The sequence below is a fragment of the Pseudomonas peli genome, assembly GCF_050563605.1.
In the GTDB taxonomy this organism is placed as follows: Bacteria; Pseudomonadota; Gammaproteobacteria; order Pseudomonadales; family Pseudomonadaceae; genus Aquipseudomonas; species Aquipseudomonas peli_A.
Genome location: NZ_JBNXUH010000014.1, coordinates 22120 through 47964, shown reverse-complemented (window position 1 = coordinate 47964; position 25845 = coordinate 22120). Strand labels below are relative to the sequence as shown.

Below are 25845 nucleotides of genomic sequence, written 5' to 3'. Positions count from 1 at the left end.
GCGCAGCTCGAAAGCCGGTGGGACTTCCGACTTTAACGGCGACCGCGCAGTGCGCCAAGCGCTATTTGTCGCTCCGACAAATAAACCTGTAAATGCTGAAAAAAACGTTTTTCTGTCATCTGAATTGGAGTAATTAAAAGGCAAGACCGCCGAACCCTGCAGACAGGTGGCGGCCATTGGCCCTCACCTTTTTGCAGCCTTCTCAGCCTCGGCACTGAGGAGTCGACGGCCCCTCCGCGGCGCAGTCTCGCCCCTGCGTTGCTTGGCTACTACAAGAAGGTGACCGAGTATGGATGACCACGGACGCTCCAAGCCCACCGCCCCAACCCTGTACGCCCTCGATACCAATGTGCTGATCCACGACCCCAACGCGCTGCTGAATTTTCAGGAGCACCACGTTGCAATTCCCATGACCGTACTGGAGGAACTGGACAAGCTTAAAACCGGCAAACAGGGCGTGGCCGCCGAGTGCCGCCAGGCCATCCGTCTGATCGACAAGATTCTCGGCAGCGCCAACCCCGAGGAAGTGGAACACGGCGTCGCCATCCAGCGTGACAAGAGCGGCCCCTGCGGCTTTCTCTCAATTCTTATGAGCAAGAGCGCTACCCCGGTGACCTGGCTGCCGGAAGACCTCAACGACAACAAGATCATCAATCAGCTGGTCGAGCTGAAGTCCCGGCGCCCCGGTCTCAACGTGGTGCTGGTTACCAAAGACATCAACATGCGCCTGAAGGCGCGCGCCTGTGGCATCGATTCCGAGGATTACCACACCGACCAGCTGGTCGACGACGTGTCCTTGCTGTCGCAGGGTTACCACAACATGGACGGCTCCTTCTGGGACCGCGTGAACAAGGTGGAAACCCGCCAGGACCATGGCCGTACCTGGCACCGCGTGCAGCTCACCGATAACCTGCCTGCGGTGCATGTCAACGAGTTCATCATCGACGAGCAGGGCTTTGTCGGCTGGATCAAGGGCATCAAGCACGGCGAACTGCTGATTCTCGATATGCACCAGGAACCCTTGATGCACCAGGAGGCCTGGGGCCTGCGTCCGCGGGATATCTACCAGTCACTGGCGCTGTTTGCCCTGCTTGACCCGGACATCCATCTGGTCAACCTGTCCGGCGCGGCCGGCTCTGGTAAAACCATCCTGGCCCTGGCAGCGGCCATTGAACAGACCATGGTCAGCAAGCGTTACCGCAGGATTATCGCCACCCGTAGCGTGCAGGGGCTGGATCAGGAAATCGGCTTTCTCCCCGGCACCGAAGCCGAGAAGATGGAGCCTTGGCTCGGCGCGATTACCGACAACCTCGAAGCCCTGCATATGGACGACGAGAACACCCACGGCAGCGTCGACTACATCCTGCAAAAGGTCCCGCTGCAGTTCAAATCCCTCAACTACATTCGCGGCCGCAGCTTCCAGCAGAGCCTGATCCTGATCGACGAATGCCAGAACCTCACGCCGCACCAGATGAAAACCATCATCACCCGTGCCGGCAGCGGCTCCAAAGTGGTGTGCCTGGGTAACCTGGCGCAGATCGATACCCCTTACCTGTCGGCGCCCAGCTCGGGCCTGACCTACCTAACGGAGCGCTTCAAAGACTTCGAGCATGGCGTGCACATCACTCTGCAAGGGGTGCCGCGCTCGATCCTCGCCGAGTACGCCGAAACCCATATGTAACACCCCTCCACCTCGCTCGCCCTGCAGGCCGTTACGGCTGCAGGGCCGGGTGCGGACCTCGCCGCATAACCTCTCGTCTGAATCCCTTGGCATTCACAGGTGCCGAAACCTGACCCCTGGGTTTACAATCGCCGGACACCTGCCTGGAGTCTGTCTGTGTTAACCCATCTCGATTCCCAAGGCCGCGCCAATATGGTCGATGTCAGCGATAAAGCCCTGACCGTCCGTGAAGCCGTGGCAGAAGCCCTGGTGCGCATGCGCCCGCAAACCCTGCAGATGATTGCCCAGGGCGATCACCCCAAGGGTGATGTGTTTGCCGTGGCGCGCATTGCCGGTATTCAGGCAGCGAAGAAAACCAGCGATCTGATCCCGCTGTGCCATCCGCTGATGCTCACCAGCGTCAAGGTTGAACTGACGCCTGAGGGCGCGGATGCCGTGCGCATCACCGCGCGTTGCAAGCTGACCGGGCAGACCGGCGTGGAAATGGAAGCCCTGACCGCCGCCAGCGTCGCCGCGCTGACCATCTATGACATGTGCAAGGCGGTGGATCGCGGCATGGTGATCGAAGGCGTGCGTTTGCTGGAGAAGGTCGGCGGCAAGAGTGGACATTTTGTTGCTGGGGAAGAAGAATGATCCGCGTGCAGTATTTCGCCCGTTACCGCGAGGCCCTGGGTCTGGATGGCGAGCAGCTGAGCGGCGAGTTCGCCAGCCTTGATCAGCTGCGCCAACACCTGCTGAGTCGCGGTGGGGTTTGGGATGTGCTGGCTGAGCAGAACCTGATGTGCGCGCGCAATCAGGAACTCTGCAGCCTGGATGAGCCATTGGCCGCCGGCGATGAAGTGGCGTTCTTTCCCACTGTCACCGGAGGCTGAGTATGGCCATCCGCGTCCAGTCGCACCCCTTCGATCCGGGCGTTGAGCTTAACGCCCTGCATGCCGCCAACCTGGGCATTGGCGCGGTGGTCAGCTTTGTCGGCTATGTGCGCGATTTCAACGAAGGGCGCGAAGTCGGCGGCATGTTTCTCGAACACTTCCCTGGCATGACCGAGAAGGCCCTGGGCAAGATTGCCGACGAAGCCGCCCAGCGCTGGCCGTTGCTGGGTATCGAGATCATCCACCGTATCGGGCGCCTGGAACCGGGCGAGCCGATTGTGTTTGTCGGCACCACCAGCGCCCACCGTCAGGCGGCATTCGACGCCTGCAACTTCGTCATGGATTACCTGAAAACCCGCGCGCCGTTCTGGAAGAAGGAAGACACCGCCGACGGCCCGCGCTGGGTCGAAGGGCGTTGTTCCGACCAGGCTGCCGCCGAGCGCTGGAAAACCTCAGGCTGAGGGTCGCTGCGGCGTCTGGCTGTCGCGTGCCATGTCCTTGCTGCGGTGCTCGCGAAAGGCCTGGGCAATGATCTGACGCAGCTGTTCGTCGTCCCAGGGTTTGGTCAGAAAGCGGTAGATGGCGCCCTGGTTGATCGCGTCGGTGACCGATTTCAGGTCGGTGTAACCCGAGAGCACGATGCGCATGGTGTCGGGGTGTAGGTCCTTGACCCGGCTGAAAAACTGGGTGCCGCTCATCTCCGGCATGCGCTGGTCAGACAGGATCACCTGCACGTCGTGCTTGGCCAGCAGCTCGAAGGCATCCTGGGCGCGGGTCGCCATCAGAATCTTGTAGCCATCGCGGCGCAGCAAGCGGGCTAGGGAGCGCAGGATATTTTCCTCGTCATCCAGCAACAGCAGGGTCTGCGCCGGGTCGTTGCCGCTTAGCTGCGGCAGGCTCGGGTTTTGGGTCAGCATGCGCTCGCGGAGAAACACCTCAAGCTCGGCAAAGGGCATGGGCTTGGCGAAGTAATAGCCCTGAAACAGGTCGCAGTGGCTCTTCTTCAGAAAGGCGAACTGTGGCTCGGTCTCCACACCCTCGGCGATCACCTTGAGGCGCAGGTGGTGGGCCATGGAAATGATCCCCTGGGTGATAGCGGCATCGTGCTGGTCGCTGACGATCTCCTCGACGAAGGAACGGTCGATCTTGACCTTGTCGATGGGCAGGCGCTTGAGGTAGTTGAGGCTTGAGAAACCGGTGCCGAAGTCGTCGATGGCGATCTTCACCCCGAGCTTTTTCAGCTGGTGCAGGGTGCTGATCGCCTGCTCTGCATGGTTGAGCAGCACGCCCTCGGTGATCTCCAGCTCCAGCCGTTCGGCGCTGAGCTGATGCTTGTGCAGTACCGCCTGAATACTCTCGACGAAGTTGCTGCGCTGGAAGTGGATCGAGGAGATATTCACCGCCACCGTCGGTCCGCTCATGCCCTGCTCGCAGAGCTGGTGCATCTGCCGGCAGGCGGTGTCCAGCACCCAGGCGCTGAGGGGGATGATCTGCCCGGTATCTTCGGCTATGGGGATAAACAGGGTCGGTGGAATAAAGCCTTTCTCGGGGTGATTCCAGCGCAGCAGGGCCTCGACGCCAACCACGCGACCGGTGCGGCCATCGATCTGCGGCTGGTAGTAGAGGTCGAACGCCTGGCTATCCAGGGCCTTCTGCAGTTCGTTGCGCAGGGTCATCCGTTCGCCGACCCGCTGGTTGAGGTCGTTGGTGTACCACTGGTAATTGTTGCGGCCTTCCTGCTTGGCCTTGTACATGGCCAGGTCGGCCTGCTGGATCAGTTGCGAGGGTTGCGCCAGCAGCCCGTCGCTGAGGGTGATGCCGATACTGGCGGTGACGTGCAGGTCGAGGCCGTCTACCCTATAGGGCCGCGCGATGTCGCTGAGCAAGCGCTCGGCCACCAGCAGCACGTCTTCTTCACGGGCCAGGTCCGGCAGCAACACCAGAAATTCGTCGCCGCCCATGCGCGCCACGGTATCGCCGGGGCGCACCTGGGTACACATGCGCCGGGCCACTTCGATAAGGATCTGATCGCCGGAATGGTGGCCGATCGAATCGTTGATCGGCTTGAAACCATCCAGATCGATAAACATCACCGCAAGGCTGCGCTGGTAGCGCTGGGATATCTGGCAGCCCTGGCGCAGACGGTCTTCCAGCAGGGCGCGGTTGGGCAGGCCGGTGAGCACGTCATGGCTGGCATTGAAGCTCAGTTCGGCCTGGTAGCGTTTCTCTTCGCTGATGTCGTTCTGTACGCCAATAAAGTGGCTGACCTGGCCCTGCTCGTCGAGCACCGGAGAGATATACAGGTCGTTCCAGAATGGGCTGCCATCCTTGCGGTAATTGCGCAGCACCACGTGCACTTCGATCTGCTGCGCCAGGCTGTGGCGGATCAGCTCCAGGGCCGGTTGATCGCGCTCATCGTTCTGCAGAAAGCGGCAATTGCGCCCCAGCGCCTCGGCCTCGGTGTAGCCAGTGATGCGTTCGAACGCCGGGTTGATATAGATGATCGGCTGATCCTTGGCCAGGGCGTCGGTGATGACCACGCCGTTGTAGCTGGAGGCCAGACCGCGCTTGAGCAAGCGCAGCTGTTTTTCTGCCTCCTTGCGTTCGCTGATATCGCGCAGCGACAGCAAGCGCACCTGGCGCCCCTCCCAGTCGGTTTCCGAGAGGTGGATTTCCACCTCCAGTAGCTCGCCGGCCGGGGTAGTCAGGTGCCACTCGAAGAGTTCCTCGGCGTCTAGCGGCAGGTCGAAGGTCTGTTCTTGTAGCTGCGCCTGGCTGGTCTTGAACAGCTGCTCGGCCGCCGGATTGGCGTAACACAGCTGGCCCTGTTCATCGACCACCAGCAGCGCATCGCGGGTGTCATTGAGCAGCTTGCGGAATGACAGCTCGCGGCGGGCGGCCTGTTGATGGATCTTGTGTTTTTCCGTGACGTCGATGGCCAGCACCAGGCAGCTGGGTTGCTTGTCGAACTCGAAGTCGTGCACCAGCACTTCGGCGTGCAGCTCATGCCCGGCTTTGTGCTGGTAGGTCCAGACGCCGGCCTGCGGGTCGGCAATCGGCGTGTCGCGCAGGCGGCTGTTGTAGTAGTCGAGAAAGCGCTGCTGCTCGTCCTGGCTGCGGATATCCAGCACGCTCATATTCTTGAATTCGGCCTGGGAGTAGCCGAGCAGGCGAGTGGCAGCCAGGTTGGTGGCCTGGAAGCACAGGGTTTCCTTGTCGAACACCCACATGGCCTCGGGGTTGGCCTCGAACAGCAGGCGGTAGCGGTTTTCGCTGTCGGTCAGTTCGGCACTGGCCAGGCTGCGGTCGATCGCGTAGCGAATGCTGCGCAGCAGTTGCCGGTTGTCGAACTGGCCCTTGACCAGGTAATCGGCGGCGCCCAGTTCGATGGCGCTGGCATCCAGGTGCGTATCGCCCTGGCCGGTCAGCAGAATGATCGGTTTGACCACGCCGCGCTGCAGGGCGTTGTCGATCAGCTCCAGGCCGGAGTCCGCGCCCAGGCGGTAATCCACCAGGTAGAGGTCGTATTCCTCGCTCAGCACCAGCTCCAGGCCTTGCTGGAAGTTGTTGCACCAGTCCAGCTCGAGCGGCATGTCCAGGTTCTGCCGCAGGATGTCGCGGGTGATGATGAAGTCGTCCTCATCGTCATCGATCAGCAGCAGTTTCCAGCCGGATGCATTTTTAATCATTGCGGGTTCCGTCTGTGGGCAGTGCGACGACCTGCAGCCAGTAGCGACCAAGGTTGTTTACTACCTCAAGCAGGCCGCTAAAGCTCACCGGCTTGGTGATAAAGGAGTTGACCCCCATGGCGTAGCTGCGCCGGATATCTTCGTCGGCCGAGGAGGTGCTGAGGATCACCACGGGGATGCTGCGCAGCTGGGCATCGCTCTTGATCGCCTGCAGCGCTTCGCGGCCGTCCATGCGCGGCATATTGAGATCGAGCAGGATCAGCCCCGGTAGCGGGTAGCGCGTCGCATCCTCGTAGGGTGGACGGCGTTTGAGGTAGTTCATCAGCTCTTCGCCGTCATGCACGAAGTGCAGGGGGTTGTGGATGCGGCACTCCGTGAAGGCCTCGCGGGTCATCAGGCAATCGTCTTGATCGTCGTCGGCAATCACGATCTGTACCAATTGAGCTGTGGTCATGGGCTGGCCTTGTCGAGAGTGGGAAAGGTGATACGGAATACGCTGCCCTGGCCCGGCGAGCTGCTGGCCGTAATACGCGCGCCGTGGCGTTCGACGATTTTCTTGACGATGGCCAGGCCGATCCCGGTGCCGGCATAAGCCTCGCGCCCGTGCAGGCGCTGGAAAGGGTTGAAGATGCGGTCGAGGTATTTCTCGTCGAAACCGATGCCGTTGTCGGCAATGCACAGGGTCCAGTGTGCACCGTCCTGCGCCTCCACATACAAACGGATCAGCGGTTGGTTGCCGGGGGGCTGGAATTTCAGGGCATTGCTTAGCAGATTCTGCAGCACCTGGCGCAACTGGCTGGGGTCGCCCAGCACCGCCGGCAGTTGCGGGTATTCGATACGCGCCTGGCTCTGTTCGATGGCAGCCTCCATATCGCCGAGTACCTCACCGAGCAGCTGGTTGAGGTCCAGCGGCTGCAGGGGCTGGCCGCGAGTGTTGACCCGCGAGTAGTTGAGCAGGTCGACAATCAGCGCCTGCATGCGCGCCGCGGCCGAGTTCATGCGCTGCAGGTAGTCGCGGTCTTCGTCACCGAGAGTCGTGTTTCGGCTGGCCAGGCGCTCGGAGAAGGCCTGGATCTTGCGCAACGGCTCTTGCAGGTCATGGGAGGCGACGAAGGCGAACTCCTGCAATTCCTTGTTGCTACGTTCCAGTTCGAGCAGGGTTGCCTGCAGCTCTTGCTGGGTCTGATGGCGCTCGCTGACGTCTTTGGCGATGCCGAATACCCCGACGATCTGCGCATCGACCATGATCGGCAGATTGGTCACGTCCAGGATCAGGGGTTTGTGCTGGCGGCCTTGCAGGCGCGTTTCATAGTGCTGCGGTGTGCCGGCGCTGGCCGCCTGCAGGTGCTCGCGGATCGTTGCCTGCTGGTCGCTGGCGATCAGCTGGGTGAAGTGCTGGCCGATGATCTCGGCTTCGCTTAGCCCCAGCAGCTGTTGGCCGGCATCGTTGATGCTGAGAAAGTTGCCCTGCAGGTCAAAGGAAAATACCGGGTCGGGGTTGAAGGCGAACAACGAGCGGAAGCGCTGCTGGCTTTCCTGCAGGTGGTGACGGTCGGCTGCCCTTGCGATGCCGATGGCTGCCAGCTGGGCGGCGGTGGCCAGACTCTGGATCTGTTCGTCACTCGGCACTCGGGGCTGGCGGTAATACACGCCGAAGGTGCCCAGGCACTTGCCATCGTGGGAGATCAACGGGAACGACCAACAGGCCATAAGGCCGTGGACCAGGGCCAGGTCGCGGTAGTCCTGCCAGATCGGGTCGCTGCGAATGTCGGCCGTGATCACCAGCTTTTGCTGGAACGCCGCCGTGCCGCAGCTGCCGGTGTTGGGGCCGATGGTCAGACCATCCACGGCCTGGTTATAGGCCTCTGGCAGGTTGGGTGCGGCCCCGGTGTGCAGCTGTTGCCCAGTGGCGTCGAGCAGCAGCACCGAGCACAGGGCGTCGGGCTGCTGACTCTCGATCATCAGGCAAAGCGCTTCGAGGATTTCGCCCAGCGGTCGGTCGTTGGAGATCATGCTGAGGATCTCCCGCTGGCTTTCGGCGTAGGCCTCGTTCTCCACCAGCTGGGTGATGTCATGGGCGACGGCAAACAGCGTCTGGTCCGGGGTGGACCAGTCGACCGTCCAGTGCACATGCACGATGCTCCCATCCCGATGCCGGCAGCGGTTACGCAGCGTGTAGCTGGCGCGTGCGTGCATGCTGGCGATGATTTCCTCCTGGGTCTGCTGGCGGTCTTCGGCCAGCACCAACTCGATAAAGGTCCGGCCGATCAGCTCCTCAACCGAGTAGCCGAAAAGCTTCTCGCAGGATGGGCTGAGTTCGTGGAAGCGCCCCTGACGGTCGATCGAGCAGAACACGTCGTGGGTGAACTGCATGATCCGCTGGTTGAGGTTTTGCGTGCGCAGCTGCAGTGCCAGGCTTTGCTGCAGCTCATGGTTGGCATTTTGCAGTTGCTGCGAGTGCTGGGTGGCCAGCCAGGCCAGGCGCTGGCTGAGCAGCAGGAAGAAACTCAGAGTCAGGCCGAATAGCAGGGTCAGGGTGGCTAGGTGTTTGGCGGCATTCAGGGCTTTGGGATTATCGACGTAGGCACTCAGGTGCCAGGTCTGACCGTGGGGCAGCAGCAGGTCGTGCTGGCTGACTGGGGTGGTGTATTGGCTGGGGCCGTCGGTCGAGTCGTACAGCAGCCGATCACCTTCGCGGGCGTGCACGATAAAACCCTTCAGGTCGCGGCCCAGCAGGCTATCCAGTACGCCGGCTACGTTGAGGCTGGCGACCAGCAGTAGCGGCGGTTGTCCGGGCAAGTGCAGCGGGGTGGCAATCAGCGTATTGCGTACGTGTGGGTCGCCATAGCCGCGGGTCTGGCCAATGTGTGGGTGCTTGCTATCGCGCATCTGCTGCAGCCAGCTGTGCTGGTCGGCATCGGTCAAAAACTGCCGCAGCCAGGCGGCTTGGCCCGGGTTGCGGGCTTCGACGCGGCTTGGCTCGAAGTTGTGATCGAGCAGCGCCAGCAGCTCCAGATTGGGGAAGTCGCGCAGATAGCTATGCGCTTCTTGCTGCCAGAGGCTGGTGCTCGGCAAGCGCCCGACTGTCTGCCAGCGATCGGCCATGCGCTGCATCAGTGCCAAGTGACTCTGCAGATCCTGGGTCGTAGCGCTTGCCGTCTTCGCCAGCAGCAGGTCGCCTTCACGAGTGATGATGTTGATTGCTTGCGTGCTCAGCAGGTACCAACTGCTGCAGGCGAGCAGTGTGCCGAAGATGCCGGCGCTGAGTGTGCGCGGGTCGAGCAGGTCCTGTTCTCCGCGTGGGCGCAGACTGAGCAAAATGATGCTCAGGCCCAGACACAGGACAAAAAGGTTGGCGACATGAGTCGAGTCGTATTTGAAGCCCAGGCGGATGACGCCAAATACCGGCCAGTTTTCAGCCAGATGCGAAAGTACAGCCAGGGCCATCAGCGCGCCGCCAATTAGCAGTGCGCAGCGGCTGGCCAGGCGTGCGCCGCTGCTCAGGCAAAGCGCCAGGGTGGCTAGCAGCATGCTCAGGGCCAGGCCGCTACGCATGCGTAAAAAGCCGCTAAGCCAGGACTGCTCGATATCCGCGCCGCCCGCCAGCAGATTGTGCAGCAAGCTGTAGAGGGTCAGTGCGACCAGCAGGGCGGCCAGCAGGTTGCGCGCCGCGATGGCCTGCCGGGTCGCGGCGAGAATCAGCCCGCCCATCAGCACTGACATCAGCGCGCTGTCGGGCAGCAGCACCACGCTGTGGCGGGTCGTTTGTTCGAGCAGCAGGTAACCGGTCAGGCTGATAGCGCCCATACCGAGCATGGCGAATGCCAGCACGTGTAGGTAGGCGGCGGCGATCAGGTGGCGGGTATGCATCGCTACTCCTGTAGTGGTGATCAATCCCGTTTAGACCATAGTCAGCAGGGTTTATGCGCCGCGCATAGTTACTCCGGCTCGTCGAGGTCGAGCAGGATCATGCCCTGGGCGTCGCGTTTGACCCGGGTGATGCCGGGATTTTCGTTTTCCAGGCGCAGCAGTTCCTGTTCCTGCAGGTCGATGGCAGATTGTTGGCTGCGCACCTGGGCCAGCAGGCGTTGGTTTTCGACGCGCAGCGCGTAGAGGTCGATGGCCGACTTGATTGCGGTTTCAAGTTCGTAGTCGTCCCAGGGTTTGGAGAGGAAGCGGTAGATTTCCGCCCGGTTGATAGCCTGCATCATCGACTGGCGATCGCCGTGGGCGCTGAGCATCATGCGGATGGCATGCGGCTGGCGCTGCTTGGCGAACTGCAGGTAGGTGATGCCGTCCAGGTTGGGCATCTGGTAGTCGGAAATGATTACCGCGAACTCGTGCTCGGTAAGTGCTTCCAGTGCCGCCTGGCCATCGCTGTAGCTGTGCACCTCCCAGCGATGCGGGCGTAGCACCCGCTGCAGGGCGCTGAGGATATGCGGGTCGTCATCCAGCAGTTGAATCTTGATCATCATGGCTTTCCTCGGGTGTCGCCTGCGCGACTTCAGGCTTGCGCACGAACAGGGTGTAGTGCCCCCCTTCGGAGGCTTCGAAGGCAATCAGCTTGTCGATCAGCGCGAGGGTCAGGGGCTTGCCCTGATTGAGCAGGAGCATGCCGCTTTCCGCATGGAGGTCGCGCGCGAGGATCATGCCCGGCTCTAAGCGGCGGCTATCCAGGACGCTGATGCTGGCATCGGCCAGGGCCAGATCGGGGGCCAGGGTGGTGCACAGTTCGATAAAGTGCGCGCAAAGGGTTGGGTCATAGAGCCGGCCGCTGTATTTCTGCATCAGCAGCAGGGCTTCGTCGCGGTTCAGCCGGCGCTCCAGCACCAGGCCGCGCTGCAGTTCGATAAAGTCCACCGCCAGCTTGAGAATGCGCGACCCGAGGGGGATGGCTTCACCCGCCAGGCGATCTGGGTAGCCCTGGCCATCCCAGCGCTCCTGGTGATGGCGGATCAGGTGGCCGGCATCCTGCACCGGCTCCAGGGTCATCAGCAGGCTTTCGCCGACCACCGGGTATTTCCGATAGCGAGCCCGTTCCTCCTTGTACAACAGGTCGGAAGGGCTCTGCAGCAGGTGGTCGGCCCAGGTCAGCTTGCCGATGTTGTACAGGGCTGCAGCCATCGTCAGGTCATGACTGGCGCTTTCGTCGAGTTGCTGGAAATCCGCGAAGGCCTTGGCCAGGGCGATCACCTGGGTATTGGTCTGCTGCTCCTTGCTCAGGCGCTGGCCGACCAGGTTGGCGAACACTTCGGTGGCGGTGACGTAGCTTCTGCGCAGTTCGGCGTAGGCCAGGTCGAGCATGTCGGCGGTTTGCTCAAGCTCGGCGGTGCGGTCGCGCACGCGCTGCTCGAGGGTCGCATTGAGCGTCTGCAGGCGCAGGTTCTGCTCAAGGGTCAGGGCTTCGAGACGCATCCGCTCACGTTCGGAGCGCTGGAAGGCCAGGGCCTGGCCGATGATCAGGCGCAGCTCGTGGTCGTCCCAGGGTTTGCTGATATAGCGGTAGATCTGCCCTTCGTTGATCGCCTTGACCGTGGTGGTCAGGTCGGCGTAACCGGTCAGCAGGATGCGCAGGCAGTCCGGCCAGTGCTGCTGTACCTGGGCCAGCAGCGCCGCGCCGTCCATGCCCGGCATGCGCGCATCGGAAATCACCAGGTCGATAGGCTGCTCGGCGAATAGCTGCAGGGCCGCTTCACCGCTGTTGCAGGTCAGCAGCTTGTAGGGCTCGTTGCGCAGCACCCGGCGCAGGCTGTTGAGGATGTTCTCCTCGTCATCGACCAGCAGCAGGGTGGCGAGTTGCGGATTCTCGGCTGCGTTCATGGCTGGGCTACGTCCGGTTGTGGCCTGGCATTGGCCTGACGAATCGGCAGGTTGATGCGAAAGCGCGTGCCGATATTCGGCTGGCTGTATACCTCGATGCGGCCGTTATGCTTCTGCACGATGTTGTAGGACAGCGCCAAACCCAAACCCGTACCTTTGCCGACCGGTTTAGTGGTGAAAAAGGGCTCGAAGATGCGGTTGAGCAGTTTGGGCTCGATGCCCTTGCCGTTGTCTTCAACTTCGATCCAGGCCCAGTCGCTATCGCAGCCGGTGCGCAGGGTGATGCGGCCGAACTGCTCCATGGCGTGGGCGGCATTGACCAGCAGGTTCATCGTCACCTGGTTGATCTGCGACAGGATGCACTCGACCTCGGGCAGCTCGCCGTACTCCTTGATCACCTCGGCCTTGTACTTGAGCTCGTTGTTGACCACGTTGAGGGTGGTGTCCAGGCCCCGGTGCAGGTCGGCCGGGCGGAATTCCTCCTCGTCGATATGGGAGAAGTCCTTGAGCGCGCTGATGATCCGCGTGACCCGGTCGATGCCGTCTTCCGATTCGCTGATCAGCGCTGCCACATCGCCGCGGATGTAGTCGTATTCCAGTTGGCGCTTGAGTTGACGCAGTTCATCAAGATCGCCTGCCGTATCCACCGCATCGGCGATCTTCAGCAGGTCGCGCACATAGCCGTCGAGGGTCTTGAGGTTGGAAAACACATAGCCGATGGGATTGTTGATTTCATGGGCGACTCCGGCGGCCAATTGGCCGATGGCCGCCATTTTTTCCGATTGCAGCAGTTGGCTATTGGCGGTTTCCAGCTTGCGCAGCAGTTGGTCCTGCTCGGCCTGTTTGCTGCCCAGAGCCTTGAGTGCGGCGCGCAGCTGTTCGTTGCCCTGGGTGACGGCGCCGGTGTCATACACCACCAGGCCAAAATGGCCGGCCGCATCCGGAGTGGCGAAGGGGAACAGCAGGGTGCTTTGCAAGGCCAGCAGGTTGGGCTCGGCTCCGGCGGTCTGCAGTTGCAGCGGGGGCATTTGCAGCCAGTGGTTGTAGACGTGTCGGCCCTTGTCACGGGCCAGTTCGATGCTGTGGCTGAATTCGGCGGAATTGGCTTCCGGGAATACTTCGGCCAGAGGCCGTCCGCATGCCTGTTCGAGGGGCGTGGCGCAGCGTTCGCTGACAAACTGGTTCCAGTACTGAATCCGCAGATTCCTATCCAGCACTATGATCCCAAGGTGGATATTGCCGATCAGGGCGCAGAGCAGTTGAGCCGTGAATCCTTCCATCGCAAGCTCCTTTAGCAGCATGACTGGACTCTTGGGCTAGAGTATTAGTCGAATCACTCAGGGTAGCCAGAATCCAGGCGCCATAAATATGCTGTGTGGCGAGAGGCTATCTCCTGCGCTGTTAAGCCAAGACGTGAGGTTAGACCATGCCACATGTCGAAAGTGACAGGCTGATTAGCTACCGCTTCACCTTCGCTGACGGCCAGGCGCTCGAGCACGTCGTCGATCTGCAGGGGCAGGCCGCTCCTGCCGAGGCGGCAGCCTGGACGCGGCTGGACTTTCAGCAGTGCGCGCACTGCCCCTTGTCAGTCGAAGAAAGCCAGCTCTGTCCCTTCGCTGCGGCCTTGCAGCAACCGATCAGCATGCTTTCCAGCCATGCCTCCTTCGCGCCGGTTGAGGTGCTGGTGCGCTGGCGTGACCGGGAAATTAGCCAGAGCACCACCTTGCAGCGCGCGGTTGGCTCGTTGCTGGGGGCCATCGGTGCAGCCAGCGGTTGCCCGCATACCCGGCTGCTCAAGGCCATGGCCTGGTTCCATCAGCCGTTCAGCGGCAGCGATGAAACCTTGTTTCGCGTGCTGGGCAGCTACCTGCTGGGCCAGTACCTGCGCACGCAGCATGGCCAGGCTGCGGACTGGGACCTGCAAGGGCTGCGTACGGTCTACCGCAACCTGCGTCAGGTTAATCTGGGTATGGCCCAACGTCTGCGCAGCGCCGCCGAGGAGGATTCCAGCATCAATGGGCTGATCCTGCTCGACCTTCTGGCCGCCGACACCCTCTACAGCCTCGACCAGTACGATGGTCAGCTCGACCGCTTCTTTTCTGAGTACCTTGAAGGCGATCCGCCGGCTTAGCGGGCAGAGCCGGCTTGGTTAACGTCTGCGCCGCATAACCCTGAAAGCCTCATTTCATCTTGTACCGATGCCGGTCAGCGGATTGTGCTGGAACTGTTTGGTGGGTGGTTGACGACTTGTACATATAAGTCCAGTATGGAATTTAAAGTATAAATCGAGGCTGGCATATGACCCGTCCATGCGTGCTACTCAGCCATCGCTTCTCGCTCAGGTGCAAACCTGACGCGTCTTTCTTCTGTCTTGCAGCAACCGTCGTTGCCCGCTCGACCTGCGCAGCAATGCCAGGTGGCGTGGGCCTGTCACTCCCTCAGCAGGAATCCGCACAATGAAGAAAATCGTCCTGGCGGGCGGCATCGCCCTGAGCCTGATTGCATCCAGTCTGTTCGCCGCAGACAAACCCTTGCGCCTGGGTATCGAGGCAGCCTATCCGCCATTCGCCTACAAGGAAGCCAGTGGCCAGATCGCCGGTTTTGACGTGGATATTGGCAACGCTCTGTGCGCCGAGATGAAGACTGAGTGCCAATGGGTCGAGCAGGAGTTCGATGGCCTGATCCCCTCGCTCAAGGTGAAGAAGGTCGACGCCATTCTGTCGTCCATGACCATCACTGATGAGCGGCGCAAATCGGTGGATTTCACCGGCAAGTACTACTACAGCCCGGCGCGCCTGGTGATGAAGGCCGGCAGCGAAGTCGCCTCCGATTTCAGCAACCTCAAGGGCAAGCGCATCGGCGTGCAGCGTTCGAGCACCACCGACCGTTTCGCCAGTGAAGTGCTGGCCGCGCAAGGGGTTGAAGTGGTGCGCTACAGCTCGCAGAACGAAATCTACCTGGACATGATCTCCGCGCGCCTGGACGGCACCCTGGCCGACGCCATCCCGGTGGATGAAGGCTTTCTGAAAACCGACAACGGCAAGGGCTTCGCCTTCGTCGGCCCGGCGTTTACCGACCCGAAATACTTCGGAGAAGGCGCCGGTATCGCCGTGCGCAAGGGCGACGCTGAACTGCTCGGCAAGCTGAATGCCGCCATCCAGGCGATTCGCGCCAGCGGCGAATACCAGAAGATTCAGGCCAAGTACTTCACCTTCGATATCTACGGCGACTGATTCCGCCGGGCACAAAAAAGCCGCGCAGTGCGCGGCTTTTTTATATCTCGGGCTAGCCGTGCCGATTACGGCTGGCCTGCACAATTCGCTGGGCCGGCACGCGCAACTGGGTCAGCAGGTACTCGGCAAACGCTGGCGCAAAGGGCTGCAGGGCGATGGCCTGCGCCATACAGCTGAGCCAGCTTAGGCTTAGCTGCTCGCTGATTGGCCACTGGGCGTGAAAGGCCGGGAGGGCGATTGAGCCATATTTCTCGCTGAACAACTTGGGACCACCGAGCCAGCCGCTGAGAAAGCAGGCCAGTTTGTCACTTGCCAGCGCCAGGCTTTCGCCATGCAGCTGGCGCAACTCTGCGGCTTCGGGCAACTCATCCATCAACCGGTAGAAGTCCGCAACCAGGCGACGCAGGCCCTCGATTCCGCCGGCAGCCTGATAGGACGCATCGCCTACACCGTAAACCGCAACCTGTTGCATCGACTGCTCTCCTGGGTAAAGCCCGCAGTGTAACGGTGTGTCATGTATCAGCAGCTGAGCTTTTCTGCGTCCAGGGTTGCGCGGCAAGGGCCTGATGGAGGAAGTCGCACAGCGCGAGCACCTTGGGCGAGGCGCGGCTGGAACGCGGGTAGAGCGCGTAGATCTGATCATCGGTTGGCCGCACGCCAGGCTCCAGAGCCAGCAGCGAGCCGTTGGCAATCTGTGATTGGACGATAAAGGCCGGTAGCACGGTCAGCCCTAAACCACGGAGGGCCATATCACGCATGGCCTCGCCATTGTTGCTGGTAAAGCGGCCCTGGGGTGCAAGGGTGATTGGCTCGCCGGGCGCATCAAGTGGCTCGAACGACCAAACCTGGCCCGCCGCGACATTGCAGTAACCAATACAGGGATGTTCGAGAATCTGCGCGGCGGTGCTCGGCGTGCCATGGCGCGCCGCATATTCCGGGCTGCAACAGAGAACGCGCGGGCTGACAGCCAGTTGGCGAGCAATCAACGCACTGTCGCGGAGGCGCGAAACGCGCAGGCACAGGTCATAGCCTTCACGTTCGAAGTCGGTAACGCGGTCGTCCAACTGCAACGCCACCTGGATGCGTGGGTGCAGCTGCATAAAGTCGGCGATCAGCGGAGCCAGCCAGAGTGTGCCGAAACTCATCGGCGCAAGGATGCGCAGGGTGCCGCACAGGCCGTTGTCGGTGAAGGCGGCGGCTTCGGCCGCGTCGTGCAGACCCGCCACCGCCGCTTTGGCTTGCTGATAGAACTGCACGCCGTTTTCGGTAGGTGTCACTTTGCGCGTCGAGCGGAACAGCAGCTTGGCTTCCAGGCGTTTTTCCAGATCGCTCAGGCGTTTACTGACCACCGATTTGGAGATCGACAGACGGTCGGCGGCCACACTGACGCTGCCGTGCTCGACCACTTGGATAAATGTCTCGATTTCCTGCAGATCCAGCTTCATGGCGCTCTCTGGAAGGGGGATTGGTTAAGGATAACCGCGGTTACCGGTAGGCATTGTTCGCGTTTATCGAAAAGCCATTTCGGCCGCAGCCGGGAGGTTAGGCCGCGCTCTGCGCACTAAGCTGAAAGCCCACGGCAGCGCCTCGTCGGCATCTGTCCGTATTGTTTATTACACAGGAGGTTAAACCATGGCGTTTACATACAACCGGTTGAACAAGGATGAGGCCGTTCTGCTTTTGATCGATCATCAGGCCGGCCTGCTTTCGCTGGTGCGCGATTACAGCCCGGATGAGTTCAAGAACAATGTGCTGGCGCTGGCGGATATCGGCAAGTTCTTCAAACTGCCGACCATCCTCACCACCAGCTTCGAGAGCGGCCCGAACGGGCCGATCGTGCCCGAGCTCAAGGCGCTGTTTCCCGATGCGCCCTATATCGCTCGCCCGGGGCAGATCAACGCCTGGGACAACGAAGACTTCGTCAACGCGATCAAGGCGACCGGGCGCAAGCAGTTGATCATCGCGGGTGTGGTGACCGACGTGTGTGTGGCCTTTCCGACGCTGTCGGCGCTGGAAGCCGGCTACGAAGTGTTTGTGGTAACCGATGCCTCGGGCACCTTCAACACTAGCGTGCGTGACGCGGCCCTAATGCGCATGGCCCATGCCGGTGCACAGATGCTCAACTGGTTCAGCGTTGGCTGTGAGTTGCACCGTGACTGGCGCAACGATATCGAAGGGTTTGGCGGCATCCTCGGTGGCCACCTGCCGGCCTATGCCAACCTGATTCAGAGCTACAGCCAGAAGTGACAGCAGCGGCCCTGCTCTGGGTCGTTTAAGTTGTATTTCTATTGGCCTTTACTTAGATATGCCGGGCGGTTGAAGCTCAATCGCCGCGGCATGCGGCCAGACGCATGCACATCACCGTGCGGAGTCCATCTATAAACCACCACAGCAGCAGGCCGGGTAGCAGGGCGATTGCAAGTAGGTGCAGGTGGCCGAGAAACAGCGCGAAGAAAATTTCTGACTGCGTCCAGGTATTGCCAAATGCCTGGGCGAAAACTACGCAGCTGAAATAGGCCGCAAGTACAGCGAGCAGAACAAAGCTGGCAGCTCGCCAGCGGCGGCTTTTCAGCACTCTGATTAGAGCGGCGTAGAGCAATATGCTGGGCAGCGAGAGCAGCAGGATTTCCAGCAGCGGGTAATCGACATCGATTAAAAATGGCCATTCCAGCGTGCGACGCGGCTCACCGGTGACGGCGCAGATAAACAACCCGGCTACCAGCGGAATGCCCAGTGCTTGAATGGTTATGAGGATAAAACCGAGAAAGCGTTGCATGTCTGGCAGTCCTTGCCGAATGAGCGGGCTCAGGCCTCGCCCTTGATCTCTTTGAGGTGTTTGTACACCGTTGCGCGGCCCATATTCAGCACGTTGGCCACGTAGTTGGCGGCGCTTTTGCCTTTGAAGGCGCCTTCGGCGTGCAGGGCTTCGACCAGCTCGCGTTTGTGCTCACGGGTTAGCAGGTTGAGGCCAAGCTGGCGTTGGCGCAACCAGCTGTGCAGGAAGGTGTTGATGCGCTCCTGCCAGTCGTCGCGGAACAGTGCGTCGGGCTGTGGCACCAGCTTGCTGGAGGAGAGAAACAGCTCCAGCGCCTGCTTGGCGGTTTCAAACATCGAGATATTCAGGTTGATGCACAGCACGGCGATGGGCGTGCCGTTGGCATCACGCAGTACGCTGCTGACCGAGCGGATTTTCTGGCCATCCCAGTTGAGCTTTTCGTAGGGGCCGATGGTGCGTTCGTCGATTTCGCCGCTAAGCATGTCCTCTAACGCTGCGTCATCGCCGATCACGCGCTTGGAGATGTTGTTGGCGATGTAGTCGACCTTTTGCGTGCGCAGGTCGTGCAGCACCACTTCGGCGTGGGGGAAGAACAGCGTGGCGATGGCGTCGGCGATGGTGCGGTAGTTGTCCAGCTCGGGGGCAGGGCGGGGCGGCGTCATGCGGCTAACTCTTCGGGCTTGGGAGGCGTTGCGAGTGTGCCGCAAAGCGCCCGAGGCGTCATCCTCGGGCGCTGCGACTGATTATTTGAGCAGGCGGACAGGGGAGAGCATGGCCTCAGTTAAACCAAACTGGCGCAAGTGTTCGGGCAGTGGCTCACCACGGGCCAGGGCGGCGCAGGCCATGCCCATGGCGGCGGAGGTCTGGATGCCATAGCCACCCTGGGCCGCGACCCAGAAGAAGCCCGGCACCTGCGGGTCGAAGCCGCCGACCAGATCGCCATCGGCGACAAAGGAACGCAGGCCGGCCCAGGTATGCGCTGGGCGACGAATGCTCAGGCTGGTGTGTTCTTCGATCTGGTAGATGCCGAGGGCGATATCCAGCTCTTCCGGTTGTACGTCGTGGGGCTCGACCGGGTCGGCGTTGGCGGGCGAGCCGAGCAGCAGGCCGGCATCGGGTTTGAAATAGAAGGATTCATCCAGGCTGACCACACAGGGCCAGGCATGGCAGTCGATGCCCTCCGGGCCGTTAAAGGTAAAGGCCGCACGACGTTTTGGGATCAGGCCGATAGGCGCCACACCAGCCAGGGCGGCAATCTGGTCGCACCAGCCGCCGGCTGCATTGATCAGTGTCTTGGCGCGGTATTGCGTGCTGCCACAATCAACCAGCCAGGCGTCGCCGTCGCGCTGGATGCGCAGCACTTCGCAGCTATTGTGGATTTCCCCGCCCTGCTGGCGAATGCCGCGCAGGTAGCCCTGGTGCAGGGCGTCGGTGTCGATATCGGCGGCGCTGGGGTCAAGCATGGCGGCCTGCACCTTGTCGCGGCGCAGTACTGGCACTATGGCGCAGGCTTCATCGGCGCTGAGTAGGCGCATCTCCGGCACGCTGGCTTTGCCGCTGTCGAATTGACGCTGCAACTCGGCGGCGTCGCCGGTGAAGTCCACCACCAGTTCGCCGCGCGGGCTCAGCAACGGGTGTTCGGCAAAGCCGGCCGGGGGCGCATCGTAGAACGCCCGGCTGGCGGCGGTCAGGGCGCGTACCTGGGGCGTGCCGTAGGCCACGGTATAGAGCGCGGCGGAGCGGCCGGTGGAGTGGTAACCCGGCAACTGCTCGCGCTCCAGCAGGATGGTTTTGCCATGGGGCGCGAGAAAGTAACCGGTCGAGGCGCCAGCAATGCCGGCGCCGATGATCAGGTAGTCCGCCTGGTGCATCAGCAGGTCTCCTGCTTGAGCTGGTACAGCGCGTGGGCCAGGGCGACATCTTCCAGGCCCAGGCCGATGGAGCGGAAAAATACCGAGCGGCGGTAGTCCGGGCGCACGGCCTTACCGCTGATGAGCTCGGCCAGATCACCCAGGATATTGGTACTGCTCCAGCCCAGCTCGCTGGCCAGGCACATTTCCCCGGCGCTGTTTGGCGTGGTGCTGCGGTAGTCGCAGTAGACATCCATATTCAGCAGGCTGGCGGGCGTTACTTCATGGGCGCGCGGGGCGTTGGTGCTGATCGAGGTGATCAGCGCCGGTTTATCCAGCTCGCTTGGGTCGAGCAACGGTTTCGCCGAGGAAGTGCAGAGCATCACCACGTCGGCATCGCGAATGGCGTCTGCCTGGCTGGCGCACAGCTGGATGCGTGGGTCGAGTTGCTGCAGCTTGAGCAGCTGCGCACCGGTTTTGCCGGCCAGGCCTGGGGAGTAGATGCGGATGCTCTGCCAGGGGCGCCGCTGTTTGGCGTAATGCACATGTGCCTGGGCCACGGCGCCGCTGCCGATCACCGCCAGGCGGCTGGCCTCTGGCGCGGCCAGGGCATCCACGGCCACGGCGGTGGTGGCGGCGGTGCGCGCGGTGGTCAGGCTGCCGGCATCGCACAGCAGCAACGGCTGGCCGGTCTGCATCGACATCAGCAGGGTCCAGGCGGTAATCAGCGGGCCTTGCTCACGGACGATATAGGGCGAGGTTTTCACCCCATACACGCCGGCCCCGGCGAGCACGCCGAGGTAGTTGATAAAGTCGCCGCCGCCATTGGGAAACTCCACCAGTTGCTGCGCCGGCTGCACCGCATTACCGGCGGCTAGCTCGCGGAACATGGCGACCATAGCCTGGTGCACATCGACCTGTGCCAGCAGCTGCTCGGCGGCGGTTTTATCCAGCACATAAGGGGTGGTCGACATGGGCAGCTCCGTAACGAATTAAACAATTAAATCCATTCTGGACTTTATGGTCTTTTTCGACAAGCGCTGGCGCGGCATCTTGATACGTTGCTGCGACGTTTAGCCTGGTTGACGCAGGCGCTTGCGAAACGCCCCTGGGCTTTCCCCGCAGAGCTGCTTGAACAGCTTGGCAAAGGTGGCGCGGTCGGCATAACCGACCTTTTCGGCGATCTGCTCCAATGACGCCGGGCTGCGCAGGGCGCGCTGCGCAGCGCTGATGCGTACACGCTGCAGATAATCGTTGGGTGTTAGCCCGGTGCTGGCTTTGAAACGTCGCAGCAGGGTGCGCGATGAACAGTTGGCCTGGGCGGCCAGGCGATTGAGGTCGATGGCTTCGCTGTGATGGAGGTGCAGCCACTGCAGCACGGGAGTGAGCTGGCAATCACTGCTGGCCGGTGGCAGCAGCGGGGCAAAGCGCGATTGCAGGCCGCGCTGGCTGTCGAAGACCAGGGCATTGGCCACCTGCTGCGCCAGGCCGTCGCCGCCATGTTGGGCGATCAGGTGCAGGCATAGATCGAGCCCGGCATGCGCGCCGCCGGAGCTGAGCAGGTGGCCGTCTTCGCAGACCAGTTGCTCGATCTGCAGATTGACCTGTGGGAAGCGCTGGCGGAACTGAGTTGCCAGCGCCCAATGGGTGGTAGCGCGGCGGCCGTCGAGCACACCGGCAGCGGCCAGAAGAAAGGCGCTGCTGCACAGGCTGGCTAACTGCTGACGTGGTGGGCGCTGCGCCAGCCAGGGTAGCAAGGCGGCGTTGTCGGCCAGGGTGCTGTCGATGGCGCTACCGCTGGCGGCGAGCAGAATCAGGTCGGCATCCTCGGCCAGGCTCAGATCGCCATCGACCTGGATCTGCGCAAAGCCCAGATCAACCGCTTGCCCGTCCAGGCTGACGCGCTGCAATTCAAACAGGCGCTGCTCGGCCAGGCGGTTGGCCAGGACAAAAGCGTCCATGGCCATGCTCAGGCTGGAGCACACGGTTTGCGGGCAGACGTACAGAGCGATTTTCAGCATGACGTGTTCAGGCTTGATCAAGGGTTTGGCGATTATTGACACAAGTATGTCTTTTGCGCCAATCGCGCGGTGGTGATTTAACGACAATACTGCTCGCACGTCCCCTACCGGAGTTCGCCCCATGACTCACCCCAACGCCGCGCTGATCACCCGTTTCTACCAAGCCTTCCAGCAGCTGGATGCCGAAACCATGGCCAGCTGTTACAGCGAGGACGTACAGTTCAGCGACCCGGTGTTTACCGACCTGCGCGGTGCGGCTGCCGGTGATATGTGGCGCATGCTCTGCGCCAAGGCTCAGGGCTTTTCCCTGACCTTTGACGGCGTGGCGGCGGATGATCATTCCGGGCGTGCGCGCTGGGTGGCGACCTATACCTTTAGCCAGACCGGCAATCAGGTGGTCAACCATATCGAGGCCAACTTCCGCTTTCGCGACGGCAAGATCTGCGAGCACTGCGATCACTTCGACCTCTGGCGCTGGGCCGGCCAGGCGCTAGGTCTTAAAGGTCGCCTGCTGGGCTGGGCGCCTTTTGTGCAGAACGCCATTCGCCAGCAGGCGGGCAAAGGGTTAGCCGCCTTTCAAAAGAGTCGTTAAGCTCGGCAGCCGTGTTAATTACCTGCCGATTTAACTGATGCCTGACTCCTCTTCTGCGCCTGAAACACCTGCCGCCAAACCCTGGTTTGTCTATCTGGTGCGGGCGGCCAATGGAGCGTTGTACTGCGGCATCAGCGACGATCCGCACAAGCGCTTCGCCAAGCATCAGAGCGGCAAGGGTGCGCGTTTTTTCCATTCCAGCCCGGCGCAGGCCCTGGTGTATATCGAAAGCTGTGCCGGCAAAGGTGATGCGCTGCGTCGCGAGCGGGCGATCAAGGCCTTGGCCAAGGCGGCCAAGGAAGCCTTGGTGGCGACCGCGGTTATCGTTGCGGCTGATAAAGCATCATCAGCCTAGCCGGGTAGGCTGCAGCGCTGTGCAGGGTTAAGCTGGTCCCTTTATCTGATTGCAGCGGAGCCTGTTATGCACGAGTTGATCCTGCACCACTACGATGCCTCACCCTTTGCCGAGAAGGCGCGCCTGATGCTGGGCTTCAAGCAGCTGTCCTGGCGCTCGGTGGAAATTCCGCGAATCATGCCCAAACCCGATCTGTTGGCGCTGACCGGCGGCTATCGCAAGACCCCGGTGCTGCAGGTGGGGGCCGATATCTACTGTGATACCGCGCTGATTGCGCGTCGTCTGGACGCGGAGAAGGCTATCCCAGCGCTGTTTCCGGAGGGTCAGGAATTCGTCGCAGCGAGCTTTGCCCAGTGGGTTGATTCGCTGATATTTCAGCATGCGGTGAGCTTGGTGTTTCAGCCGGAGTCGGTGGCCGTGCGTTTCGGCAAGCTGCCGCCGGAGGCGATCAAGGCCTTTATCGCCGACCGTGCCGGCCTGTTCAGCGGCGGCAGCGCCACGCGTCTATCTGCTGAGGTCGCCAAGCACAACTGGCCGTCGCTGATGGCACGGGTGGAGCAGCAACTGGCGCGCGAGGAGGGCGACTTCCTGTTCGGTGAGCCGTCGATTGCTGACTTCTCTCTGGCCCATTGTCTGTGGTTCCTCAAAGGCACCCCGGTGACCGCGCCGCTGGTCGACGCCTATCCGCATGTCAGCGCCTGGCTAGGTCGCGTGCTGGGCTTCGGTCACGGTGCGTCCAGTGCGTTGAGCGCAGAAGAAGCTATCGCGATCGCCCGTGCTGCGACGCCGGCGGCCCTGCCGGATGAGCAGTTTGTCGAACCCAACGGCTTCGTGGTCGGTCAGCGGGTGCAGATTGCTGCCACCGATTACGGTGTCGACCCGGTAGAGGGTGAGCTCGTGTTCGCTGGCGCTGAAGAACTAATCCTGCGCCGCGAGGATGAACGTGCCGGCACTGTGCACGTGCATTTCCCGCGTCTGGGCTTTGCCATCAAGGCGTTATAAGCACGATGACAATCGCGGGCCTGCCCCGCGATTGTTGCTTATGGTTGCTGTAAATCTTTCAGGCTGAACGGCGGCGGAGTATCTGGCCAGTCCAGCTGCAAACGTTCCAACTCGCGAGCCAGCAGGCTTGCCACCAGCCAGTCGCGTAACCAGCGATGGTCCGCCGGAATCGCATACCAAGGCGCGGCGTCGCTATGGCTGGCCGTTAACTGGTCGGCCCAGCGCTGCTGGCGTAGCTCGAATTCGCGATAGGACTGCAGGTCACTGCTGTGCAGTTTCCAGCGTTTATGCGGTTGTTCCAGGCGCTCTTGCAGGCGGTGCTTTTGTTCATCTTTGGATAGCTGCAAAAAGCATTTCAGCGGCTGAATCGACTGGCTGAGCAGCTGCGCCTCGAAGGTGTGAATCGCCTGCTGGCGCGCAGGAAGTTCGGCCGCGTTACATAGGCCATCCAGCGGATCGCTGATCAGCCCTTCGTAGTAGCTGCGGTTAAATACCCCGAGCAGGCCCAGCCCTGGCAAACACCGCTGGTAGCGCCAGAGAAAATCATGGCGCTGTTCGCAGGCATCGGGTTTCTGAAAGCTGTGAATGCGCAGGCCCTGGGGATCGAAGCTGCTGATTACCCGGCGAATGATGCCATCCTTACCGGCACAGTCAGTGCCTTGCAGGATCAGCAGCAGGGCGTTACGCCGGTTGGCCCAGAGCATGCGCTGTTGCTGGTTGAGCCAGGGGCGCAGTTCAGCCAGGGCTAGCTGCGCCGCCTGCTTGTTCAGGCCGAAATCGCGCGCCGGATCCTGGGCAAAGGGCGCTGCCGGGTCACAGCGGCAGGCATCCAACAGGTTATCCGGCAGGCGGTCCATGCTTAGTTTTTACGGCGCTTAAGCTGATCGGTGAGCTGCGTCGGCAGGTTGCGGATCACCAGGGTATCCGTGCCTTCGTCGTACTCGATTTTCGAGCCCAGCAGGTGCGCCTCGAAGCTGATCGACAGGCCTTCGGCGCGCCCGGTAAAGCGCTGGAACTGGTTGAGGGTGCGCTTATCTGCCGGAATCTCCGGCGACAGGCCGTAGTCCTTGTTGCGGATATGGTTGTAGAAGGCCTGCGGGCGTTCTTCGTCGATCAGCCCGGACAGCTCGGTCAGGGTCATCGGTTCGCCCATCTTGGCCTGGCTGCTGGCGTAGCCGACCAGGGTCTTGGTCTTCTCACGGGCCTGTTCTTCCGGCAGGTCTTCACTTTCCACGAAATCGCTAAAGGCTTTCAGCAGGGTGCGGGTTTCGCCTGGGCCGTCGACGCCTTCCTGGCAGCCGATAAAGTCGCGGAAGTATTCCGAGACCTTCTTGCCGTTCTTGCCCTTGATAAAGGAGATGTACTGCTTGGAGTTGGCGTTGTTGCGCCACTCGGAGATATTGATCCGCGCCGCCAGGTGCAGCTGGCCCAGATCCAGGTGCTTGGCTGGGGTTACGTCCAGCGTCTCGTTTACCGCCACGCCTTCACTGTGGTGCAGCAGGGCGATCGACAGGTAATCGGTCATGCCTTGCTGATAATGGGCGAACAGCACATGGCCGCCGGTGGACAGGTTGGATTCTTCCATCAGCTTCTGCAGCTGCTCCACGGCCTTGCGGCTGAACGCAGCGAAGTCCTGGCCCTCGTCCAGGTAGTGCTTCAACCAGCCGCTGAACGGGTACGCCCCGGACTCCTCATGGAAAAACCCCCAGGCCTTGCCCTGCTTGGCGTTATAGCTCTCGTTGAGGTCGGCGAGCATGTTCTCGATGGCTTGCGAGGCGGCCAGTTCGGTGTCCCGGGCATGCAGCACGGCTGGCGTGCCATCGGGCTTCTTGTCGATCAGGTGGACGATGCAGTGGCGGATCGGCATGGGGCTAGGTCTTCAGGTCAGTCGCTGGGTGTGTGATGGCTCCTCGGTTGTTGGCGAGGCCAACACAGAGCCGATCTACAAAATGTG

25 protein-coding genes and 1 pseudogene are annotated in these 25845 nt (G+C 61.7%); 10 read left to right on the top strand and 16 right to left on the bottom strand.

Annotated elements, in window-relative coordinates:
• The first annotated feature begins 289 nt into the window (after positions 1 to 289).
• The 4 genes from ACQ4LH_RS16420 (at position 290) to moaE (ending at position 3014) form a co-directional block, all read left to right on the top strand.
• Entirely contained in the window at positions 290 to 1681 is a 1392-nt protein-coding gene (locus ACQ4LH_RS16420; RefSeq protein WP_275960946.1) for a PhoH family protein, read from the top strand.
• Positions 1682 to 1837: 156 nt separating this feature from the next.
• Positions 1838 to 2314 carry a cyclic pyranopterin monophosphate synthase MoaC gene (gene moaC / locus ACQ4LH_RS16415; protein ID WP_430698135.1) on the top strand — a complete coding sequence of 159 codons (477 nt, stop codon included), beginning with the start codon at positions 1838 to 1840 and terminating at the stop codon, positions 2312 to 2314.
• Positions 2311 to 2553 (top strand): MoaD/ThiS family protein, encoded by a 243-nt coding sequence (locus tag ACQ4LH_RS16410; RefSeq protein ID WP_160013380.1) that lies wholly within the window; start codon positions 2311 to 2313, stop codon positions 2551 to 2553. Before moaC ends, ACQ4LH_RS16410 begins: the two co-directional genes overlap by 4 nt.
• A gap of 2 nt (positions 2554 to 2555) precedes the next feature.
• Positions 2556 to 3014, top strand: coding sequence for a molybdopterin synthase catalytic subunit MoaE (gene moaE, locus ACQ4LH_RS16405; protein ID WP_430698134.1), 459 nt, complete (start codon positions 2556 to 2558; stop codon positions 3012 to 3014).
• Here the strand turns inward: moaE and ACQ4LH_RS16400 are convergent.
• The 7 genes and pseudogenes from ACQ4LH_RS16400 to ACQ4LH_RS16370 all read right to left on the bottom strand — a co-directional run.
• Positions 3006 to 6242 carry an EAL domain-containing protein gene (locus ACQ4LH_RS16400; protein WP_430698133.1) on the bottom strand — a complete coding sequence of 1079 codons (3237 nt, stop codon included), beginning with the start codon at positions 6240 to 6242 and terminating at the stop codon, positions 3006 to 3008. The genes moaE and ACQ4LH_RS16400 overlap by 9 nt on opposite strands.
• Positions 6235 to 6696 (bottom strand): response regulator, encoded by a 462-nt coding sequence (locus tag ACQ4LH_RS16395; protein WP_430698132.1) that lies wholly within the window; start codon positions 6694 to 6696, stop codon positions 6235 to 6237. The genes ACQ4LH_RS16400 and ACQ4LH_RS16395 overlap by 8 nt, the downstream gene beginning before the upstream one ends.
• On the bottom strand, positions 6693 to 10112 hold the full coding sequence (locus tag ACQ4LH_RS16390; protein ID WP_430698131.1) for a PAS domain-containing sensor histidine kinase: 3420 nt from the start codon (positions 10110 to 10112) through the stop codon (positions 6693 to 6695). The genes ACQ4LH_RS16395 and ACQ4LH_RS16390 overlap by 4 nt, the downstream gene beginning before the upstream one ends.
• A 68-nt stretch (positions 10113 to 10180) precedes the next feature.
• Positions 10181 to 10714, bottom strand: coding sequence for a response regulator (locus ACQ4LH_RS16385; RefSeq protein ID WP_430698130.1), 534 nt, complete (start codon positions 10712 to 10714; stop codon positions 10181 to 10183).
• Complete coding sequence (locus ACQ4LH_RS16380; RefSeq protein ID WP_430698129.1) at positions 10689 to 12062, bottom strand: HD domain-containing phosphohydrolase; 1374 nt, start codon at positions 12060 to 12062, stop codon at positions 10689 to 10691. The genes ACQ4LH_RS16385 and ACQ4LH_RS16380 overlap by 26 nt, the downstream gene beginning before the upstream one ends.
• Complete coding sequence (locus ACQ4LH_RS16375; protein WP_430698160.1) at positions 12059 to 13090, bottom strand: ATP-binding protein; 1032 nt, start codon at positions 13088 to 13090, stop codon at positions 12059 to 12061. The genes ACQ4LH_RS16380 and ACQ4LH_RS16375 overlap by 4 nt, the downstream gene beginning before the upstream one ends.
• Positions 13091 to 13120: 30 nt before the next feature.
• Positions 13121 to 13342, bottom strand: a pseudogene (locus ACQ4LH_RS16370) (PAS domain-containing protein); the annotation flags it as partial.
• A gap of 146 nt (positions 13343 to 13488) precedes the next feature.
• On the opposite strand from ACQ4LH_RS16370, the gene ACQ4LH_RS16365 reads away from it, so the two are divergent.
• A complete protein-coding gene (locus ACQ4LH_RS16365) occupies positions 13489 to 14193 on the top strand; it encodes a DUF6901 family protein (protein ID WP_430698128.1) in 705 nt (234 codons plus the stop codon).
• A 325-nt stretch (positions 14194 to 14518) separates the two neighbouring features.
• Complete coding sequence (locus tag ACQ4LH_RS16360) at positions 14519 to 15295, top strand: ABC transporter substrate-binding protein (protein ID WP_430698127.1); 777 nt, start codon at positions 14519 to 14521, stop codon at positions 15293 to 15295.
• A gap of 52 nt (positions 15296 to 15347) precedes the next feature.
• Here ACQ4LH_RS16360 and ACQ4LH_RS16355 read toward each other — a convergent pair whose 3' ends face one another.
• Both ACQ4LH_RS16355 and ACQ4LH_RS16350 read right to left on the bottom strand, forming a co-directional pair.
• The gene (locus ACQ4LH_RS16355) at positions 15348 to 15767 is read right to left on the bottom strand and encodes a group II truncated hemoglobin (RefSeq protein WP_430698126.1); all 420 of its coding nucleotides are present in this window, start codon (positions 15765 to 15767) and stop codon (positions 15348 to 15350) included.
• A gap of 40 nt (positions 15768 to 15807) precedes the next feature.
• Positions 15808 to 16740 carry a LysR family transcriptional regulator gene (locus tag ACQ4LH_RS16350; RefSeq protein WP_430698125.1) on the bottom strand — a complete coding sequence of 311 codons (933 nt, stop codon included), beginning with the start codon at positions 16738 to 16740 and terminating at the stop codon, positions 15808 to 15810.
• A 187-nt stretch (positions 16741 to 16927) separates the two neighbouring features.
• On the opposite strand from ACQ4LH_RS16350, the gene ycaC reads away from it, so the two are divergent.
• Positions 16928 to 17542: an isochorismate family cysteine hydrolase YcaC gene (ycaC, locus tag ACQ4LH_RS16345; RefSeq protein WP_430698124.1), complete on the top strand. Its 615-nt coding sequence runs from the start codon at positions 16928 to 16930 to the stop codon at positions 17540 to 17542.
• Between the two features lie 76 nt (positions 17543 to 17618).
• Here ycaC and ACQ4LH_RS16340 read toward each other — a convergent pair whose 3' ends face one another.
• The 5 genes from ACQ4LH_RS16340 to ACQ4LH_RS16320 all read right to left on the bottom strand — a co-directional run bounded on the left by ACQ4LH_RS16340 (position 17619) and on the right by ACQ4LH_RS16320 (position 21942).
• Entirely contained in the window at positions 17619 to 18071 is a 453-nt protein-coding gene (locus ACQ4LH_RS16340; protein WP_430698123.1) for a hypothetical protein, read from the bottom strand.
• Between the two features lie 29 nt (positions 18072 to 18100).
• Positions 18101 to 18733 carry a helix-turn-helix transcriptional regulator gene (locus ACQ4LH_RS16335; RefSeq protein ID WP_430698122.1) on the bottom strand — a complete coding sequence of 211 codons (633 nt, stop codon included), beginning with the start codon at positions 18731 to 18733 and terminating at the stop codon, positions 18101 to 18103.
• A gap of 81 nt (positions 18734 to 18814) precedes the next feature.
• Entirely contained in the window at positions 18815 to 19942 is a 1128-nt protein-coding gene (locus tag ACQ4LH_RS16330) for an NAD(P)/FAD-dependent oxidoreductase (protein WP_430698121.1), read from the bottom strand.
• The gene (locus ACQ4LH_RS16325; RefSeq protein WP_430698120.1) at positions 19942 to 20895 is read right to left on the bottom strand and encodes an ornithine cyclodeaminase family protein; all 954 of its coding nucleotides are present in this window, start codon (positions 20893 to 20895) and stop codon (positions 19942 to 19944) included. The genes ACQ4LH_RS16330 and ACQ4LH_RS16325 overlap by 1 nt, the downstream gene beginning before the upstream one ends.
• A 99-nt stretch (positions 20896 to 20994) precedes the next feature.
• The gene (locus ACQ4LH_RS16320) at positions 20995 to 21942 is read right to left on the bottom strand and encodes a GlxA family transcriptional regulator (protein WP_430698159.1); all 948 of its coding nucleotides are present in this window, start codon (positions 21940 to 21942) and stop codon (positions 20995 to 20997) included.
• A 121-nt stretch (positions 21943 to 22063) separates the two neighbouring features.
• Between ACQ4LH_RS16320 and ACQ4LH_RS16315 the strand changes: the two genes are divergently transcribed.
• The 3 genes from ACQ4LH_RS16315 to ACQ4LH_RS16305 all read left to right on the top strand — a co-directional run bounded on the left by ACQ4LH_RS16315 (position 22064) and on the right by ACQ4LH_RS16305 (position 23891).
• Positions 22064 to 22534, top strand: coding sequence for a nuclear transport factor 2 family protein (locus tag ACQ4LH_RS16315; protein ID WP_430698119.1), 471 nt, complete (start codon positions 22064 to 22066; stop codon positions 22532 to 22534).
• Positions 22535 to 22571: 37 nt separating this feature from the next.
• Positions 22572 to 22889 (top strand): GIY-YIG nuclease family protein, encoded by a 318-nt coding sequence (locus tag ACQ4LH_RS16310; protein WP_430698118.1) that lies wholly within the window; start codon positions 22572 to 22574, stop codon positions 22887 to 22889.
• Between the two features lie 66 nt (positions 22890 to 22955).
• Positions 22956 to 23891 (top strand): glutathione S-transferase family protein, encoded by a 936-nt coding sequence (locus tag ACQ4LH_RS16305; protein ID WP_430698117.1) that lies wholly within the window; start codon positions 22956 to 22958, stop codon positions 23889 to 23891.
• Between the two features lie 38 nt (positions 23892 to 23929).
• On the opposite strand, the gene ACQ4LH_RS16300 is transcribed toward ACQ4LH_RS16305, so the two are convergent.
• Positions 23930 to 24748 carry a PPK2 family polyphosphate kinase gene (locus tag ACQ4LH_RS16300; protein WP_430698116.1) on the bottom strand — a complete coding sequence of 273 codons (819 nt, stop codon included), beginning with the start codon at positions 24746 to 24748 and terminating at the stop codon, positions 23930 to 23932.
• A gap of 2 nt (positions 24749 to 24750) precedes the next feature.
• Positions 24751 to 25758: a nucleoid-associated protein YejK gene (yejK, locus tag ACQ4LH_RS16295; RefSeq protein ID WP_275960973.1), complete on the bottom strand. Its 1008-nt coding sequence runs from the start codon at positions 25756 to 25758 to the stop codon at positions 24751 to 24753.
• Positions 25759 to 25845: the final 87 nt, after the last annotated feature.